This window comes from Bacteroides sp. ZJ-18 (genome assembly GCF_011038705.2).
GTDB classification, from domain to species: Bacteria; Bacteroidota; Bacteroidia; order Bacteroidales; family Bacteroidaceae; genus Bacteroides; species Bacteroides hominis.
On sequence record NZ_CP072198.1, the window covers coordinates 2,192,363 to 2,211,211 of the forward strand.

12 protein-coding genes are annotated in these 18,849 nt (G+C 41.2%); 3 read left to right on the forward strand and 9 right to left on the reverse strand.

The window, feature by feature from the left end; all coding sequences use genetic code 11:
• Window positions 1-13 precede the first annotated feature (13 nt).
• Genes G7Y45_RS08640 through G7Y45_RS08655 form a run of 4 tightly spaced genes read right to left on the reverse strand, consistent with a single transcriptional unit; the run spans window position 14 to window position 7,607 of the window.
• Window positions 14-913: a GNAT family N-acetyltransferase gene (locus G7Y45_RS08640; RefSeq protein ID WP_005775892.1), complete on the reverse strand. Its 900-nt coding sequence runs from the start codon at window positions 911-913 to the stop codon at window positions 14-16.
• A gap of 10 nt (window positions 914-923) precedes the next feature.
• Window positions 924-2,543 (reverse strand): RluA family pseudouridine synthase, encoded by a 1,620-nt coding sequence (locus G7Y45_RS08645; protein WP_005775893.1) that lies wholly within the window; start codon window positions 2,541-2,543, stop codon window positions 924-926.
• A gap of 15 nt (window positions 2,544-2,558) precedes the next feature.
• Complete coding sequence (locus G7Y45_RS08650; RefSeq protein WP_044299510.1) at window positions 2,559-5,591, reverse strand: type III restriction-modification system endonuclease; 3,033 nt, start codon at window positions 5,589-5,591, stop codon at window positions 2,559-2,561.
• A 21-nt stretch (window positions 5,592-5,612) separates the two neighbouring features.
• The gene (locus tag G7Y45_RS08655; protein ID WP_005809863.1) at window positions 5,613-7,607 is read right to left on the reverse strand and encodes a site-specific DNA-methyltransferase; all 1,995 of its coding nucleotides are present in this window, start codon (window positions 7,605-7,607) and stop codon (window positions 5,613-5,615) included.
• Between the two features lie 387 nt (window positions 7,608-7,994).
• Here G7Y45_RS08655 and G7Y45_RS08660 point away from each other — a divergent pair, with 387 nt between their 5' ends.
• Window positions 7,995-11,861, forward strand: coding sequence for a TIM-barrel domain-containing protein (locus tag G7Y45_RS08660; protein WP_122329947.1), 3,867 nt, complete (start codon window positions 7,995-7,997; stop codon window positions 11,859-11,861).
• Between the two features lie 137 nt (window positions 11,862-11,998).
• Here the strand turns inward: G7Y45_RS08660 and G7Y45_RS08665 are convergent, their stop codons facing one another.
• Window positions 11,999-12,100 (reverse strand): DUF4372 domain-containing protein, encoded by a 102-nt coding sequence (locus G7Y45_RS08665; RefSeq protein WP_157195908.1) that lies wholly within the window; start codon window positions 12,098-12,100, stop codon window positions 11,999-12,001.
• 289 nt (window positions 12,101-12,389) lie between these two features.
• On the opposite strand from G7Y45_RS08665, the gene G7Y45_RS08670 reads away from it, so the two are divergent.
• Both G7Y45_RS08670 and G7Y45_RS08675 read left to right on the forward strand, forming a co-directional pair.
• A complete protein-coding gene (locus G7Y45_RS08670) occupies window positions 12,390-14,279 on the forward strand; it encodes a fimbrillin family protein (protein WP_165015999.1) in 1,890 nt (629 codons plus the stop codon).
• A 181-nt stretch (window positions 14,280-14,460) separates the two neighbouring features.
• Window positions 14,461-15,060 carry a hypothetical protein gene (locus G7Y45_RS08675; RefSeq protein WP_022011834.1) on the forward strand — a complete coding sequence of 200 codons (600 nt, stop codon included), beginning with the start codon at window positions 14,461-14,463 and terminating at the stop codon, window positions 15,058-15,060.
• A 236-nt stretch (window positions 15,061-15,296) separates the two neighbouring features.
• Here the strand turns inward: G7Y45_RS08675 and ric are convergent, their stop codons facing one another.
• The 4 genes from ric to G7Y45_RS08695 all read right to left on the reverse strand — a co-directional run bounded on the left by ric (window position 15,297) and on the right by G7Y45_RS08695 (window position 17,982).
• The gene (ric, locus tag G7Y45_RS08680) at window positions 15,297-16,025 is read right to left on the reverse strand and encodes an iron-sulfur cluster repair di-iron protein (RefSeq protein ID WP_032542356.1); all 729 of its coding nucleotides are present in this window, start codon (window positions 16,023-16,025) and stop codon (window positions 15,297-15,299) included.
• A 163-nt stretch (window positions 16,026-16,188) separates the two neighbouring features.
• A complete protein-coding gene (locus G7Y45_RS08685) occupies window positions 16,189-16,653 on the reverse strand; it encodes a MaoC family dehydratase (RefSeq protein ID WP_005775901.1) in 465 nt (154 codons plus the stop codon).
• Between the two features lie 63 nt (window positions 16,654-16,716).
• The gene (locus G7Y45_RS08690) at window positions 16,717-17,112 is read right to left on the reverse strand and encodes a thiol-disulfide oxidoreductase DCC family protein (RefSeq protein ID WP_165016002.1); all 396 of its coding nucleotides are present in this window, start codon (window positions 17,110-17,112) and stop codon (window positions 16,717-16,719) included.
• A 9-nt stretch (window positions 17,113-17,121) separates the two neighbouring features.
• On the reverse strand, window positions 17,122-17,982 hold the full coding sequence (locus G7Y45_RS08695) for a hypothetical protein (RefSeq protein ID WP_165016005.1): 861 nt from the start codon (window positions 17,980-17,982) through the stop codon (window positions 17,122-17,124).
• Window positions 17,983-18,849: the final 867 nt, after the last annotated feature.

The window sequence follows — 18,849 nt, forward strand, 5'->3', positions numbered from 1 at the left end:
TCAGTCTGTTCTGTTAAATTCGTTTATACATCAAGAAATTAGTCATTTCTATGCCGTTCACATCGACCGTTTGTTCTTTTTCGGTGATATATCCGTGTTTTTCAAAAAAAGGCCGGGCGGTGATACTTACTTCCGAGTGAACCGATACAGCGCGACAATTGCGGGCATACTCTTCAGCTTTTCTCAACAGACTGGAAGCGATACCCCGATGCTGATATTGGGGATGGACGAACATGCTGTGCAGATACCCTTTAGGGTTGATAGAGGTGAATCCGGCTATTTGTGATTGTCTGATATCTTCTGCTAACAGAAAACATAAGTCACTTTGAAATAATTCCTGCCAACGTTGTTGAGTTCCTCGTCCGATCCATGCTTGAATCTGTAGGTGATTATAATCGGCAGAACAAGTGTTCTGTACGCTTTGTGTAAACACTGTTTGCAGCAAACCCATATCTTGGATCCTTGCTTTTCGCAGCCGGACGGGAGGAATTTGCAGGTGTAAAACAGGAAATGGCTTTCCCGTTCCGTCCAACGCGTCGCGGCCTGTCACTTCAAATCCTTGATGTAGATAGAATCCTAATGCTGCCGTGTTTTGTTCATTTACGTCTACTTTATAAATGTGTTTTTCACGGATGGCGAATTCAACCAGTTCACTGCCATAGCCTTGTTCCTGGGCCTTAGGACTGACAAATAGCATTTCGATACAATCGGTGCTCAGTCCCATGAAGGCAGCGATGGTTCCCGCATCTTCACGGATGACATAAAGTTGTACTGCGGCAAAGTATTCGTTCCGGATCAAAGGTTTATAAAACTGTATATCCGTTTCGGTCAGGAAGTGGTGGGTAGTGCGAACTGCCTCCTCCCAAACCTGAAGAAGCTCGTCATACTCGTGTATGTGGGGTTGTTCTATCATTGGTTATTTGTTAAAAGTCAGCTTTCTTTTCAATATATATTCTTTGTCCGGACACCGGATGGGTAAATTCCAGACGTTCCGCATGTAAATAAAGCCTCTCCGCTCTCTTACCGTAGAGTTCATCGCCTGCGATGGGGCAATTCAGACCTGACGGATGGGCGGAGTGAACGCGTAACTGATGTGTACGTCCCGTTTGCGGGAAGAAAGCGATACGGGTTCGTCCGTTTTTGCGATCTATTACGCAGTATCGGGTGACAGCCTTTTTGCCTGATTCTCTGTCTGCTTTTTGTCTGGGCCTGTCAAGAAGATCCGGACAAATGGGAAGATCGATGGTTCCTTCGTCAGTCGGTAAGATACCTTCCAGCAGTGCTGTATACTGCTTTTTAATGCTGTGGCTTTCAAACTGCGCCTGTAAGTGCTGATGTACTTCCTTGGTTTTGGCTACCAACAACAATCCTGAAGTTGCCATGTCCAGTCGATGTACGATCATCGGTCCCGTAGCTTCAGGATAGCGGGCTCTGAGTAGACTGTAGGCGGACAGTTCCTCCGATTTTCCAGGTACGGAGAGTAGTCCTTCCGGTTTATGGATAACCAGAAGCCATTCGTCTTCAAAGAGAATCTCTATTTCCTTTGGCGGGGCAGGGGCTGTTGCCAAAGGATCCGGTTCGACATCCAGACCTTGTAACATGTGACGTAAAATGGGCCCGCATTTTCCTTTGCAGGACGGATAGTAATAACCGTGACGCCTGATTTCTGTTTTCGGTGATTCTCCCCACCAGAATTCGGCCATGGCAATGGGCTTCAATCCATTTAGGTAAGCATATTGCAATAGCTTGGGTGCGGCACATTCACCTGCTCCGGCAGGTGGTATCTGCTGAATGGTTTGTTCGAAGATAGCACACAAGTTCTTGCTTTCTCCTCTGGCATTCAAAAAGCTGAATTGATGGAATAGCTTTTGCTGCAATGCCGCCGAACGGTTTTTGCGTTCTGCTTTGAGAGATTCAATCTGCGATGAAATACTTTCCAGTTCTGCTTTCACTTCGGAAATTCGCTCTTTCCAATATCTTTCCAGACGTTTGAATTCTGCTTTCTGATATTGGCTTTCACGTATCATGGCAGCTTGTTCATCTTCATCCGGTTGCTGCTGCCGGCGCTGTTCCCGTTTTTCTTTTGCCGTTTTCAGAGTCTTTCTCGCTTCGGTCAATATCTGTTGTGATGAGGCTGTTTCTTTCGCCAGCCTTTGTTGGAGTTTCACATACCGGTCACTGTTTTGCAATTGTCCGATTCGGCGGTTGATAGCCGAGATTTGTTCTTCTTCTATCTTGAAGAAACCATCCGGTTGCAACAAATCGTATACCGGTGGTACAAAGAAAGAGTGTGAATTGCTTCCGCACAAGTTACCCGAGAAAGCAGCCAGATATCCCATTTGTCCGTTAGAAGTACGGACTATCAATACGCCGAACATTTTTCCTTTGTCCAATTCTTCTTTCCATCTTGTCTGTTTATTTATGTAAGCCTGTACTTCTCCTGCTGCCATTACACATAACGGATGAGGAGTGTAATGGAAGGGATAAGTAAACAAGTGGGGCAATTCGATGCCGGCAATGGAGGTCTGGAAGGAATGAAACATGCTATTTTATTGGATTTAAACGGGATCTTGTGCGACAATTTTCAAAAGTTCCTCGAAGGAACTTACTTTATCATATTTAAGCTTTCCACCGTTTACATTCGCAAAATGTTTTTTGGCACATTCTATCTTTGCCCTTTCTATTTCCCGGTCTTGCAGGGAAGAATCGCTGGCTTTGGTTTCGGCTATAAAATAAGGATACTTCGACAACTTTTGTTTGAAGACGATGGCCCAGTCCGGATGGTATTTTCCCATTGGAGTAGGGATATAGAAACTGTTGGGTAGTTTTACATAAGCTTCTATTTCGTCATTTTCTTCTAGTTTTTCCATGAATGTTTTTTCATTTCGAGAGTCGAATCTCACATGGTCGTACAGATGTTTATCTGCTTTCATTGTGTTTACTCCCAAACATCCTTGAACAGCTGCCTGGGTAAAGACCGATACATCATAGTACTGGTCGATTGGGCTATATTCGATATGTTGTACTATCAGACGCGCTTTTTCTTCGTTAATCAGTTCCGAAGCCTTAATAATAAAATCTTCGGGATTATTTCTGAATTGGGCGAATACATTCGGTTTTATCCGGGCAAGAATCTGAGCAACTGCCTTTCGGGTCAGATTTGTGGCGTTTGTGAGTTTACCGAGCAAGTCATATTTTACTTGATCGTTTGCCATGGCATCTATCTTTTCATAGTGCGCCTGATTGGGATCTACTTTAAATGCCTCTCCCGAAACCAAAGTTGCTTTAGACTTGATTTCGTCCATTTGGCCTGTAATGACAGAAAGATAGAGCTGGGGTACTCTTAACTTTTCATTTAAGCTCCCGATTGCTTTCTCTACCAATTCTTTTTCGTCAAACTTTACGGTGTAGGTTGACTTACTGCATAGCAGCTTCAGCAATTCCTGAAGTTTGCTGTTTTCAAGTTTATCTTTCGACAACCGAAGATTTATGTTGTATTTCCTTGCATCCTCCGGCTGCATCTCTCTTGGATTATAGATAGAGGTTAGGATGGTCATGATAGACGCCTTATAATCGGTGAGCTCATCGTCGAAAATCACTTCTCCCTGTTTACGGTCATCATAGAATTTGTCCGTCAGTTCTCCTTTCTTGATGTACTTGTTTTCAAGTAAAGAGTCGTAGATACTTTGTGCTATATCTTCGGTTGCTATGATGGTTTCACCATTAGGCAATCGGAGCGTCTTGTCCTTGAATAATTGGATAGTTACTTTTTGTGGGCGGTCGGCTATGGCTTCTGCCATTTCTGTCTGTAAGCCTTTGGCAAACGATTCATACGATTCACTGGCTATCACGGTCAGTAGGTTGACACGATGTACTTCTTTGTCTAAAACGTTGGCGTCCATGCGATCTCCCTGTCCGTTTACGCAGAGGCGCAGCCCGCGTCCCACCTCCTGACGCTTGCGTACCTCTGCCGAACTTTGTTTCAGGGTACAGATTTGAAAGACGTTCGGGTTATCCCATCCTTCCCGCAGGGCGGAATGTGAAAAAATAAAGCGGATCGGCTCTTTTCGGTCAAGCAGGCGTTCTTTATTTTTCATAATCAAATCGTATGCCTCCTCATCTGTCGATTCTTTGGTTCCCCGCTCGGTTTTACTGTCAATCAGCTTTCCTTTTCTATCTTTGGAGAAGTACCCTTCGTGAGCTTTTGATGCCACGGTCGATTTTAGATAATTGATATATTCCGGCTGATTGAATAACGAAAGGTCCAAGTGCTTTATGATATCGGTATATTCCTGTTCGAAAATCTCGGCATATTCTCCTTTTCCGTCTGGGTTATACTGGCGGTATTTGGCTACTTCATCGATGAAGAAAAGGGAGAGAACTTTGATGTCTTTCTCAAACAGTTCCTGTTCTTTCTTAATATGTGATAAGATGGTTTCTCGTATCTGGATACGTCGTAGTTGAGTTTCGTTGACGCTACCCGTTATGTCACCTGCATAAAGCTTGATGCCGTTCCGGAAGGTGACGGAATTTTCAACGCCGTTGATATCTGTAATTACATAGTCGTTCCGGTATTCTTCCAGACGGTTTGATTTAGCGTACAAGTCATCATTTACTTTCAGAGCCCGTACTACCTGATTCACTGCTTTGGTCCTTTTTATTTCGAATCCGATATTGGCAGTCGGATTTTTGTCCGGATACAGGTTTAAACCTTCCAGATAGACGAAGCCTTCGGTGGCTGTTGTTCCACTGATGGAAATACCTTTGACGGCAATCTTCTTAACCAGTTTCAGGTTGTAAGCTTCCATCGCGTCCAGGCGATAGATCAGGTTATAGAGTTCGCGGTGTGTAGCCGAATAACGCAGTGTGAACAGGGGATTGAATCGTTTCAATCCCTCTTTTGTTTTGGCTCCTTCTACCGACTGGGGTTCGTCGATAATCAGTATCGGATTCATCTGTGCAATCACATCGATAGGACAGCTGCCGCCAAAATCATCCAGTTTCATGTAGATGCGGCGGGCGTCTTTGTTCGTAGCATTGAACTTCTGTGAATTGATGATCATTACATGGATTCTGCTGTCTGTGACAAATGCGTTCAATTCACCCAACTGTTTGGAGTCGTAGATGAAATAAGACAGAGGGGTGCTGTAATCCGAGGCAAAGTGTTCCTTCATAATCTCCAGGCTTTTGTGGACTCCTTCGCGGATGGCAACACTGGGTACGACAATGATGAACTTGCACCAACCGTAGCGTTTGTTCAGTTCGAAGATGGTTTTGATGTAGGTATATGTTTTGCCGACTCCTGTCTCCATCTCGATGGTGAGATTGTATTTCCCTTCCAGCGCTTCCGACGGTTTGATTTGTTGGGCACGCTGGATATCCTGGATATGTCTCAGAACCATCTCATCTGTGAGTTGGGGTACGACAGGGTGGTTACGGAATCCTGTAAATCTTTCGTAACTGGTCTGTCCGTCTTTCTTCCGGGTCTCTACTTGATAGTCGAGCATCTTGTATGGCTGCCCGGCAAAGACATCACATACCGCTTTTGCTGCGTCTTCCTGAAACTTTTGATGTTTGAATTTTAATTTCATTTCTGTACCTTCCTTCTCTGTTTAAAGAATCTCGATCATAGTACCGGGAGATAACGTTTTAAATATCTCGTCTATGTTGATGCGATCGGCACTATCCCTGAACGAGGCATCCCGAAAGACGACCCGGCGTGGTTGCCTACCGGCTATTTCACGGAAGACTTCTTCGGGAATCTGTTCTGCAAAACATGCCATTAATTCGGTCTTGTCGACAGAATAAACCGTATATCCATTTATATCCTCTTCATTGTGTGGGAGTGACAGGGATAGTCCCAGGTTGGTCAGGCAACCATAAAGCAGATCGAGTCCGGTACGGTCTTCTTTGATATTGTCTGTGAAATAAAACAAATCACTTTGTGAATATTCCCCTGCACTGTAATATACGTCTTTCATATTGCTGTCGGCAATCCGAAAAACACGGAAACCGATATCCGGGCGGTTCTTTAATTTAAGTTGGTTGCATTCCGCCTCAATCGTGTCTCCGGCACGTCGAATACGCTCTTTGGACAGTTCGCAGATGTTCAATGCTTTATGCTTTTCCGTGAGAAAGTCGATCGCATTTTGCATGATCTCTTTTTCACTGGGAGTCTTGGCCTTTTTTATTGTTTCAGTCACATCTTCCGGCAGTTGTACGAGAATGTACTTCACCTTGTTTTTACGCGGTTTCATGTTCATCCGCATAACCGCTTCGGCAGTAGTGCCACTACCAGAGAAGAAGTCCATCACAATACAATCTTTGTTTTTGGTGTCGATAAACTCACATAAATATTGAATCAGACTGACAGGTTTCGGAAAGTTGAACACTTTCTTATCAAAGAACTGTAGCTGATAGTTACCGGCCTGCTCATTAGTTTCAACTCCTACTTTGTAATTAATCAGGTTGGGTGGAACTTCCGGGTCATATTCCAGTTTTTCGTACGAAGGACTTAACTTAAGAGTCGGTATTTTGATGGTTGTTCCTTTTTTTATCTCTTTCTCCAGATTTTCCTGACTCCATTTGAATTTGGCTTTCAGCTTGACGGGGGCTGTAAACAGTCCGTCACGTACGGTGGTATCTTCCAGTAATTCCACGTCATACGCATCTGTTCCGTACATGCCCGCTTTGATCACTCCGTCGGGGATGGAAGTAACTACTTTGTTGGCGGGGAAAGTCAGAATGCCGACGGAATTCGGTTGATTCAACAGACCGTTTGAACTGACCGACTCCTTCTTCAGACCCTGGAATTTCATGTCGTTTTTCTTCTTCTGATAGCAGACGATGTATTCGATGATTTGCTTGCTTTTTTTCGAGAGATTTTCCGGAGTTTCCGTCTTTGCCCAATTAAATACATCGATGAAATTAGAAGCATTGAATACTTCATTGCCTATTTTAATCAGATTTGCCAGTTCGTGATCATCAATGGAAATGAAAATGATGCCATTATCATTTAACAGGGTATGGGCAAGCATCAGCCGGGCATACATCATGCTACACCAATCGGAGTGAAACTTTCCGTTAGCCTCCGTATTCTGAAACAATCGTTGTCCTTCTTCATTATATCTTCCCTGTTTCTCGTCGGATTCTTCCTGTGAAAGAGCGAATGTATCATTGAAGATAAAGTCTTTACCTGTGTTGTAAGGCGGATCGATATAGATAACGTCTACCTTTCCTGCATAACTCTTTTTCAGGAGTTTCATTGCGTCCAGATTGTCTCCCTCGATGTATAGGTTTTGGGTCTGTTCCCAATTCCTGCTCTCTTCCGGGCAGGGACGCAATGTTTTGCGGATAGGATGCGCCGCCTCTCTTATCGCCTGCTTCTTGCCCACCCATGTTAATTCGTAACGTTCGTCGTCATCATATACCACTCCCATTTCTGCTTGGTTGGCTGTAAGGAGGAATTTCAGTTTATCAAAGTCGATAGCTTTATGTAGTTGTCCGTCCTTACCCATCGATTCAGTGACTACGTTCGGGAAGAGTTCGGCTATTTTATTCAGGCTGTCCTCTGCGATACTCACAGATTCCATTTTTAGCTTTTCCATATATGATTTCATTTTTGTCCTGCAAAGTTAAGATTTTCATTCTGATTGGCTAATTTCCTCTATAAATAATGTGTGTTTTGGGAAGTAACGTACCGCTATTCCGAACCGGTTGTTGGATTAGGTAATAAGGTAAGTGTTTTATCTTGCTGACCGGATAGTCTTATGTTCTAATCATCAATCGAAAAACATCCTCATGTTTTTCGATTGATGATTAGGAGGAAACGGGCATAGGATGTGAAGGTGTTTCTTGAATTATAGGAAGCAAGTGTATTTACTTGTATTTATTTTCATAGAATATGCCTTTTCTGAATACTTTTGCCTATTTTTGCGTATTCAATCTATTGACAGAATGGAGTAATATTTAGTTGAAATTTTATAGTAAAAATCATGAAGAACGCAATTGGTAATTGTAAGCAGCGAAAAGCAGTGCTCTTCGCTCTCGCTTTGCCTCTGATGTTTTCCGGTTCGCCTATGCAGGCTATGCATCGGTCCGAAATCGTTAGAGAGGTGACACAACAAAACTTGAAGATCGTTAGTGCAAAGAAAATCAATCCGACTACGATTGAAGTACTGTTCTCTAATAACCAGAGAATGACATTCGATTTCTACGGAGAGAACATTTTCAGAGTATTTCAGGACAATGATGGAGGAATCATCCGTGATCCGGAAGCGAAACCTGAAGCACAAATTCTGGTAAATAATCCCAGAAACACAGTCTCTACGCTCGACTTAAATGATGGCGGCAATCTCCTTTCTATCACTACGGGGAAAATCAAGGTGGAAATCGATAAGAATACTTCTTTGATGAAAGTGATCGACCTGGAAAAGAAAGCCGTAGCTTTTGAAGAAGCCGAACCGGTACTTTTTGATAAAGGAAAAGTTACTGTAACTCTGAAAGAGAACCCCAACGAATATTTCTATGGCGGCGGTGTGCAGAACGGACGTTTTTCGCACAAAGGAAAAGCAATTAATATTGTAAACGAAAATAGCTGGACAGACGGTGGAGTAGCTTCACCCACACCTTTCTATTGGTCTACTAACGGCTATGGCATGATGTGGTATACTTTCAAACCGGGTAAATATGATTTCGGTGCGGAAGAAAAAGGTAAAGTGAAGCTTACGCACGATTCTCCTTACCTTGATGTATTCTATATGGTTAGTGATGGTGCCGTAGGGATTCTGAATGACTTTTATCAATTGACCGGTAATCCGGTGTTGTTGCCTAAGTTCGGTTTTTATCAGGGTCACTTGAATGCTTATAACCGTGACTACTGGAAGGAAGACGAAAAAGGAATCTTGTTCGAAGACGGAAAACGCTATAAGGAAAGCCAGAAAGATAATGGTGGAATCAAGGAATCATTGAACGGAGAAAAGAATAATTATCAGTTCTCGGCCCGTGCAGTGATTGATCGCTATAAGAATCATGACATGCCTTTAGGCTGGTTGCTGCCAAACGACGGATATGGTGCCGGATACGGACAGACCGAAACTCTTGACGGAAACATCCAGAATCTGAAAAGTCTGGGCGACTATGCTCGTAAGAATGGTGTCGAAATCGGTTTGTGGACACAGTCTGACTTGCATCCGAAAGAAGGTGTGAGTGCATTGCTGCAAAGAGATATTGTGAAGGAAGTGAGAGATGCCGGTGTGCGTGTATTGAAAACAGACGTTGCATGGGTAGGCTGGGGATATTCCTTCGGACTGAATGGTGTGGCAGACGTAGGTCATATTATGCCTTATTACGGAGATGATGCCCGTCCGTTCATTATTTCACTCGATGGTTGGGCCGGTACACAACGATATGCCGGAATCTGGTCGGGCGACCAGACAGGCGGTGTATGGGAGTACATCCGTTTCCACATCCCGACTTATATCGGTTCAGGTCTGTCAGGTCAGCCTAACATCTCTTCGGATATGGATGGTATCTTCGGCGGCAAGAATATGATTGTCAACACCAGAGACTTCCAGTGGAAAACTTTCACTCCGATGCAGCTGAATATGGATGGATGGGGATCGAACGAAAAATATCCGCATGCTTTGGGCGAACCTGCCACTTCTATCAACCGTTGGTATCTGAAACTGAAATCGGAATTGATGCCTTATACTTATAGTTTTGCGAAAGAAGCTGTAACCGGAATGCCGCTTATTCGTGCTATGTTCCTGGAATATCCGAATGCTTATACTCTGGGTACAGCCACGCAGTATCAGTTTATGTATGGTACCGACTTCCTGGTAGCACCTATCTATAAAGCCACAAAAGCAGATGCTGAAGGGAATGATATCCGTGACGGTATTTATCTGCCTGAAGGAGAATGGATCGATTATTTCACCGGAGAAAAATATCAGGGTAACTGTGTACTCAACAACTTTGCTGCTCCTCTCTGGAAACTTCCGGTATTTGTGAAGAACGGAGCTATTATCCCGATGACCAATCCTAACAATAACGTTGCTGAAATCAATAAAGGACTTCGTATCTACGAGATCTATCCGTATAAGCACATGATGACTGTTGAATATGATGATGACGGTGTATCGGAAGCATATAAGGATGGTAAAGGTGCCACAACTTTCATTGAGTCAAATGTTGATTCGAAAAACAATGTGAAGATTTCTATTCGTCCTACACAGGGTGATTTCGACGGTTTTGTAAAAGAGAAAGCTACTGAGTTTAGGGTAAACGTTACTGCCAAACCGAAGAAAGTTTCTGCTCAAGTGGGCAAAAGCAAAGTGAAGTTGATCGAAGTGGCCTCTATGGATGATTTCCAGAAAGGTGAGAATGTATACTTCTATGATGCTGCTCCTAATCTGAATAAATTTGCTACGAAAGGCAGTGAATTTGAAAAGAAAGTAATCACTAAGAATCCTCAGCTTCTTGTGAAGTTGGCTGCTACTGACATTACTAAAAATCAGGTTGTGATGAATATCGAAGGCTTCCAGTATGCGCCTGCCGATAATTACAGAGTAACGTCCGGTTCGCTGACTGCTCCTGCAGCTCAGATTACTGCCGAGAATATTGAAGCTTATACTTTGAAACCTACATGGAGCAAAGTGCCGAATGCCGATTTCTATGAAATAGAGTTCAATGGCATGTTGTATACAACAATTAAGGATACTGAGTTGCTGTTTGACGGGCTGGCTGCTGAAACCGACTACGCATTCAAGATCCGTGCCGTAAACAAGGATGGCTATTCGGATTGGGCTGAATTCAGCGCTAAGACAAAAGCGAACCCGCTGGAATTTGCTCTTCATGGAATCAAGGGTGAAACAACTGCGAAGAATCAGGAAGGATTTGATATCGATCGTTTGTTCGACTTTGCCGAATTGGGTGATATGTGGCATACGAAGTATGGAGCAAAAGCGCTGCCATATGACATGATTATCGACTTGAGAACTGTGAACCAGTTGGATAAATTCGAATACCTGCCACGTACCGACGGTGGTAACGGAACGATTCTGAAAGGTACTGTATATTACAGTATGGATAAAGAGAATTGGACTGAGGCCGGAGCAATCGACTGGAAACGTAATGGTGATGTGAAAGTATTTACATTTACTGAGCGCCCGACTGCACGCTATATCAAACTGGCTGTAACGGAAGGTGTGAACAATTATGGTTCGGGTAGGGAATTGTATGTATTTAAAGTTCCTGGAACAGAGAGCCGTTTGCAGGGTGATATCAATAACGACGGTAAGATCGATAATAACGATTTAACTTCGTATACCAACTATACCGGTCTGAGAAAAGGTGATTCCGACTATGAAGGCTATATCAGCGTAGGTGATATCGACCAGAATGGTTTGATCGATGCTTATGACATTTCTGTTGTGGCAACACAATTGGAAGATGGTGTCAGCGATGAACCGATTGAGAAACTGGATGGTACTATTGAGATCAGTACGGCTAAACGAAATTACAGTAAGGGTGATGTGGTTGAAGTGCTTGTAAAAGGTGTCAACCTCCGTTCTGTAAATGCCTTGAGTTTTGCGTTGCCATACAATCAGCAAGATTATGAATTTGTAGGTGTCGAACCTTTGAACCTTAAAGCAATGGAAAATCTGACTTACGACAGACTCCATACCAATGGTACAAAAGCACTCTATCCTACATTCGTTAACCTTGGAGCTAAAGAAGCCCTTGAAGGAACAAACGATCTGTTTATTCTGAAGCTGAAAGCGAAACGTGCCGTGAAGTTTGATCTGAAAGCTATTGATGGCGTTTTGGTCGACAAGAACCTGAACACACGTAAGTTTTAAACTTGTGTAAGAATACTCCGCCGTTTGAACGGAGAAAAATAAAAAGCTGCCCGGAAATTTCCGAGGGCACTGAAAAAACAGATGGCTTTTCAGTGCCCTCTTGAAGAGCAAAAGTGAGAGTCGCCAAGTTAGAAATACTAACTTGGCGATTTTTCTATTTGGTTCCAGTAAGTAAAATGCTTCACATAACGGTTGACATCGTACTTACGAACGTAGTTGTTAAACCGAGTTCTGTTCAAAAAAGTGGAAAAGTTGAGAAAAAGTGTATTTATCTTGATTCATCATTACAGCTGCAAAAATAGAAATTCAAATCCGTTTTATTTCAAAATATAACTTAATCGACTATATTTCAATCATTTCAAAGAACTATTATTTACTTTAACGGAACAGTAGTGAAACATTTATTATATAAATACAAAATATTATCATAATTCATAGTAATAATTGTATTAATAATAGTAGCTTTGTTACTCCTTAAACATATAGTTAAACAATGAAACTAAAACACAAATTAAACTATATACTACAATGAAAAACATGAAAATTGCATCCTTTATGATAAAATTCATAATGATGCCCCTGCTTGTCAGCACTTCCTGTGTAAATGAAATTTCAGAAGAATCGACAACCCTTCCCGGAGAAATTCCTATCCGCCTTTCTACACAAATTTTATGCAACCCCACACGTGTTATTGATAACAAATTTCAAGAAAAGGACGCCATTGGCTTGTATGTATTGACACAACCATCAACTATCAATCAGAAACGATACATTGACAATATGCGTTTCACATGTTCCCAAACCTCCGGCTTCGAACCGGAAGAAACGATTTATTATCCTAAAGGAAACGGAGAATGTAACTTCATCAGTTATTATCCTTTTCAAGAAACAGGTATTGAACCGGACAAAAGTACAATGCAGGTCCAGATACAGACCGACCAAAGTACTGTGGGCGGACTATCACTTTCCGACTTTATGATCGCTGTAAACAATGACATTACACCCAGCCAGAACATGGTTGCCATGGAATATAAACACAAACTTTGCAAACTGGAAATCATTATAAGACCCGCAGCCGGAGAAGACTTACAAGAGCTCTTGGCTGATAACCCTACCTTATCCTTAAACGGATTCCATTCGGAAGCATCTTATGATTTTCTCACCGGCCAATTCGGGTCATCGGGACAAACGAGCGGCATTATTCCTTATGGAGAATGGAAAATAGAGAATAATACCCTTATAGGCAAAAAAGCGATACTGATACCCGAAAAAATAGAGTCTGACAGTCACTACATAAATATGGAAATAGATGGAAAGAGCTATAGTTGCCCATTTCCGGACAACTTTCAGCTGTCCAGTGAAAAAAGCTGTTCCATAGGCATTATCTATAAATCATCCGAAGGTATTCAAATCAACAACTTCGATCATAGCATTGCAGACTGGACAGAAGGGGAGTCGGGTGAAACGACAGCTCAGGAAACATCAGGTATAATTCACCTGGCTGCACTGAAATTCAGTAAGAGTAATGTATATAAAGCCATTAACGAAGGGACGCAGGTAGCAGAGATCTGTAAAGAGTACCTATTGGCAGACAATATCGATGCACAAGCCATCGTCGCCTATCCTGTTCTAAATGGAAAGACAGATTTAAACAACGGCACGGTAATTTGTTTACTTGACGAAACAGCAGCCGTTCACGGAGGCAAGGTCTCTTGGAACAAAGTTAATAATGTATTAGCCTACACGCCCGGAAATCAAAGCGTCATCAACGATTTCTACATAGCCGAAGATAACTCAATATCAATATCCAAGCCGGAAAATCCTCTACCTGTACGGTTGCAAGAAGATGTCTTGACAGATATACGGAATACGGAAACCAAAACTTATCCTATAGTAAAAATAGGAATCCAATATTGGATGGGACGTAGTTTGGAAGCGGCACGCTATACCGATGGTAAAACAATTACTTTGAAAAAGGATTTCACGGCAACAGCAGGCTATTACACCGGGAAATATCAAGATGCGCCTCAAAATTTTTACTTTTACAATTCTGAAGCTGTTATTTCAGGCAAGTTATCACCCCAAGGATGGAATATTCCTACCGAAACCGAGTGGGAACAACTAAAGCAATATATAAACAATGATGCTTCTAAACTGAAATCCGGACCATGGTCAAGCGATGAAAGCGGTGACAAGCTTCCTATACTTAACACTACAGGATTCAATGGAATGCCGGAAGGATATATTCTAAAAAGTAAGAACGGATATACCAACGGCTTATATACGGTGGTATACTGGTCTACCAATTCATCTGGAAATCAAATAAATAAAGCAATCTATTTGCTGCATACTACAAATGAAATAAAAGACGGCAATATAACAGACAGAGCTCTTTCTGTCAGATGCATCCGTAAATAACAAGCACTTTGCCTATCATACAGAATCTAAAGTTTAGGTAGATCTCCTCACCGCTACTGGCCCAAACTTTAGATTCTGTATTTTATCGTTAAATTATTCTCTTCATTCGAATAGGGAATCTTCTTCTTTTTTCTGTCTTTATAATCAAGAAATCAATTATAAAACCCAAAACAGAAAACATATGCAGAAAGTATTATTTATCACTACAATTCTACTTACATTATTCGCCCTCTCTATCCATGCTGAGCACAATCCTCAAAAAAGACCAGATGCATCTGCCCAATTCCAAACCGTCTCCGGTCACAGTATCAGTTTAAATGGTATCGGACTGGCATATAGTTATGAATATGCTTTTGCTCCGAAAGGTACTGTTATTTTTAGCGCAGGAGCTTCTTATGCTTTTGAAAGAACATGGCAACTCAAAATGGAATCACTTCGCGAATTCCATATCGCTACCAAAGACTATCATTTAGTAACCGGAGATTTAGCCATAGAACCACGTTTTTATTATAACCTGAAGAAAAGGCATCGCAATGGCAAGCGTACTTGGGGTAATTCCGGTGGGTATTTATCTGCCTGTTTCGGATATTCTTTTCCAATAGCCATCAGCAGCGGAGTAAAAACAGCGCATATATATGTTATCACCCCATATTGGGGATTTCGACGCGTATGGAAACATTTTCTTTTCGATCTATCTGGCGGAGCCGGTTATATAAAGTCCTCCAACGGCAATTCCGCCATCTATCCTACTGTGAGAATAGGACTGGGATATAGATTTTAAACGTCATACTCTAATTGAAGAATAAATAACCAAAGTACCGAATACAAAAAATGGCTACTCATCCCGAGCAACCAATCTTTTGTTAACCTTAAATCTAATACTTATGAAAAAAACACAATACAAATATACCGAATTTCAAGCAATTAGCAAATATCAGAGCAAAAATATCCTGTATTATAACACCGTTTAATACTCGATCTTGTTTTGTTAATACTTTAGGCTAAAAACGTTAACAATTAACACATTCGTTCACAGTTCTCCTGTAGCTCTATAGCCATAGGAAAAACAATATTATTTTCTAAATGAATATGATGATGCAAATTTTTCTCAAATGTCTCCAACATCTCAAATAATAACCTGTAGGTGTCACAAGCATCATCGGGTACTAAATATCCCTGAGCCAATAAAGAAATCCGGCGAAAACGTTCACCTTCGGCATCATGTTCATGCATCATTACCGAAATAGGGCTACTGACACTGCCACAATGAAAAGGCGGAACGGGGCGGTGTTGGGTCACTGCATCGAACAAATCGTATATATAAGGAAACAACACCATTTCCTCCTTGGTAAGATGATTATTCAGATCTATCCAGGACTCCTGAAACAACCCACGTATCTCATGAAGTTCCGGATGCTTCTCACCGTGTACCTCACAAACTTTATCAAGCAATTGAAGAATCTGCGGTCCCTGGTAACGGATATTACGATGATGGAATTTCAGGATGTAATCTACCAATAAATCCATAGGCCAACTTTTAAAATCAAAAATCGGAGAATGGTTCGGTTGCGTTTGCCCCAACTCTTCCAACAAGCTGTCCACCCCTGCTCCGGCTCTTTCACAAGCATCAGTCAGCGAGACATCTCCATTGCAACAGAAATCAATGCCATACTTATTGAATACCTTTGCGTGGTCAAAACGATCGGCTACAATCTGGCCGACTGTCATAAGTTTATAATCTTTCATATTTTCCTCTTTTATTATTCAGAGGACAAAGGTCGGGAACAGAAAACAAATAATTTGTAACCAATGTTACAGGAAGGATTTTCTTTTGTCTTTCGAAGCAATATGAAGTATAAAACAATGGCATACACAGTCTTCTATAACTTGTGTATGCCATATTCTTTTCTTAATTAAAATAATACAGAAAGATAGCGATACCTTCGAGTGCTTTCTTAGGCTGATCTTTAATCTCAATCGCAAACTTAATTTCAGCTTTAGCCACACCACGCAAGTTAGTAAGAGAATGCAGACTTGCCTTCAGTCGCACACTTTGACCTGACAGTACTGCTTGCCCGAACTTCATCTTGTCCATACCATAATTAATCATCATCTTCAAATTATTTACTTCAATAATCTGGTTCCACAAATGAGGAAGTAATGACAATGTCAGATATCCGTGAACAATGGTGCTATGATAAGGGCTCTCCACCTTAGCACGCTCTGTGTCCACATGAATCCACTGATGATCTAGTGTTGCATCAGCGAAAAGGTTGATACGTTCCTGAGAAACCTCCAGATAGTCAGAGACTCCAATCTGCTGCCCCACTAATTTCTCAAAATCTTCATAAGAATTAATAATTACTTTATCCATATTTCTTCATTTAAAAATGTACATCTTTGCTACAAAGATATATTTTTTTTAGATAAGTTAAAATTAATCCGGTCTTTTAGATTCTTCATTAGAAAAACTCGCCGGCTTAGTACATGAATCTACTTTCCCAAATATCCGATACCGATATTTGGAAACCAATAAATACAATGCATCCCTTACTTTTACCGGAATCAGGATCAATGGATAAAAACACTGCCAGAATCCTCCCAGGTCTTTTAAGATATAAAGTATAGCCGTAGATTTAGAATAACAATCTCCTTTCCGAAAATAATAGAGAGTCTTATTACTACTTTCAACAGCATACCGGCCCAACAAAGTTTTACCCGCTTCAGATTGCAGTGAAACAAAACGGAACAGCTTTCTTTTATCCCTCTTTACAATAAAAGAAACTGTCCCGTTGCAGAGATTACATATACCATCGAAAAGTATAATATTCATTCTATTTTTCTAAATAATGGAAGTCTCGTATGCACTGGTCAACATATCATAATCGGCATCACTGTATTCTCCTTTTTCCCGAGCCTTCTGCACCTGTTTGATAAATATTTCTACCTGTGAAAGGAAAGTCTGATAAGACTTCATCTCGCTTTCATGACCATTCACGGCAGGAAGTTTTTTAGCAGCATCGAGTTGTTTGGTAAGTTCAGCTACTTTCAGGTCAATGCGGGGGCCATCCATCATATGCTTACGTGCATACAGGTTCAAAATACTCTGCATCGTAGCAGACATCTTCCGTACAGACATAATCTGTTCTTTCAGCGGACTGTCCGCCAGAAGCACCTGTTCAGCCTGTTCGGTAAACGGACTCAGAATATCAAAAACATTCTGCTTGTATTCAGACATCTGTGTGCTCAACTGATAATTCGCATCCAACAGTTGCTTCGCTTTGGTTACATCTTTCTTTTTCAAGTAAGAAAGATAGGTATCGAAATTTGCGTAAAACTCAGCTCTCGCCTTAAACAATCCGGCATAGTTCTGCACCAGATTCTGGCGGGTTTCTCTATTGAAGTAATCTCCGGGATTCATCACCGTCGCCGAATCTTTTGCAACAACTGCCGGTGGGGCGATGGCGGTAAGAGCCGGTACTTTTCCTTTTTGTTCCATATAATCCAAAACGGCATTTACATCTTTTTCCTTCACCATATCTTTTAATACTCCGAGAGAAGTATTATAATATTTGATTACCTCTGTCGCATTTTCAATATCTGCCGTACTGGCAACAGGAGCTTTGCTCTTGCTTCCACCCGAACAAGAGGCCAACAGAAAAGCACTCACAAGTGCTCCAAAAAACAATAGATTCTTTTTCATAATGTTTCCTTTAATAATTAGTAAATAGAACAAGCCTATAGATAGCTGATATTGCACTAATAACAATATAAAAGTCGTTTTGCTCTCAAAACCATCTATAAATTACAAAGGGAACAGGGAAATTAAAGAAATAAATATCATCGGAAGCGAAACCACATTACTGCATAAAACAAAAAATGGCTACTCGTCCCGAGCAACCAATCTTTTGTTAACCTTAAATCTAATACTTATGAAAAAACACAATACAAAAATACCGATTCCCAACTAATTAGCAAATTTACGCACGATATTCTGCTCTATTATAACATGGTTTAATGTTACCGATAACTTATTAACATTTCACACTTGTATTGTTAACCATTAACAAGTTCCATTACTCGTTTTCAGACATAAAAAGGCTATCATACGTCATCCACCCAATAACGATGATATCCCCACCGGTACAATATTACTGAATTTCTTTATCCCCCGGATCATATTCCAATCCTTCAGATAACAATGAACATGTTACAGGTATAACCGGTATTTCATTCATAACGAAATGAATGTAGACCTCAAAAGATAGTTTATAACCAACCCACACAACCCTATGCATTTCTGAAGCAGAAAGATAGAAATCAGACAAAGGCAGTAATCTATTATTCAATTCTAACAGTTCGAATGATGGAAAAAAAGAGAAGTCGATATTGTGATATTCTTTCAATAATAGAATCTTGTCGCTTAATTTATTCTTTTTGATTTCTTGTATATTAATGTTTTTTTCTTGCTTTAGACATCAGATAGTGGTATATTTACCCCGAAACACTTCAGCCCGTTTCTTAACCTTAAAAGGAATTGAATATGAAAAATTTAAAATAATTATTGATC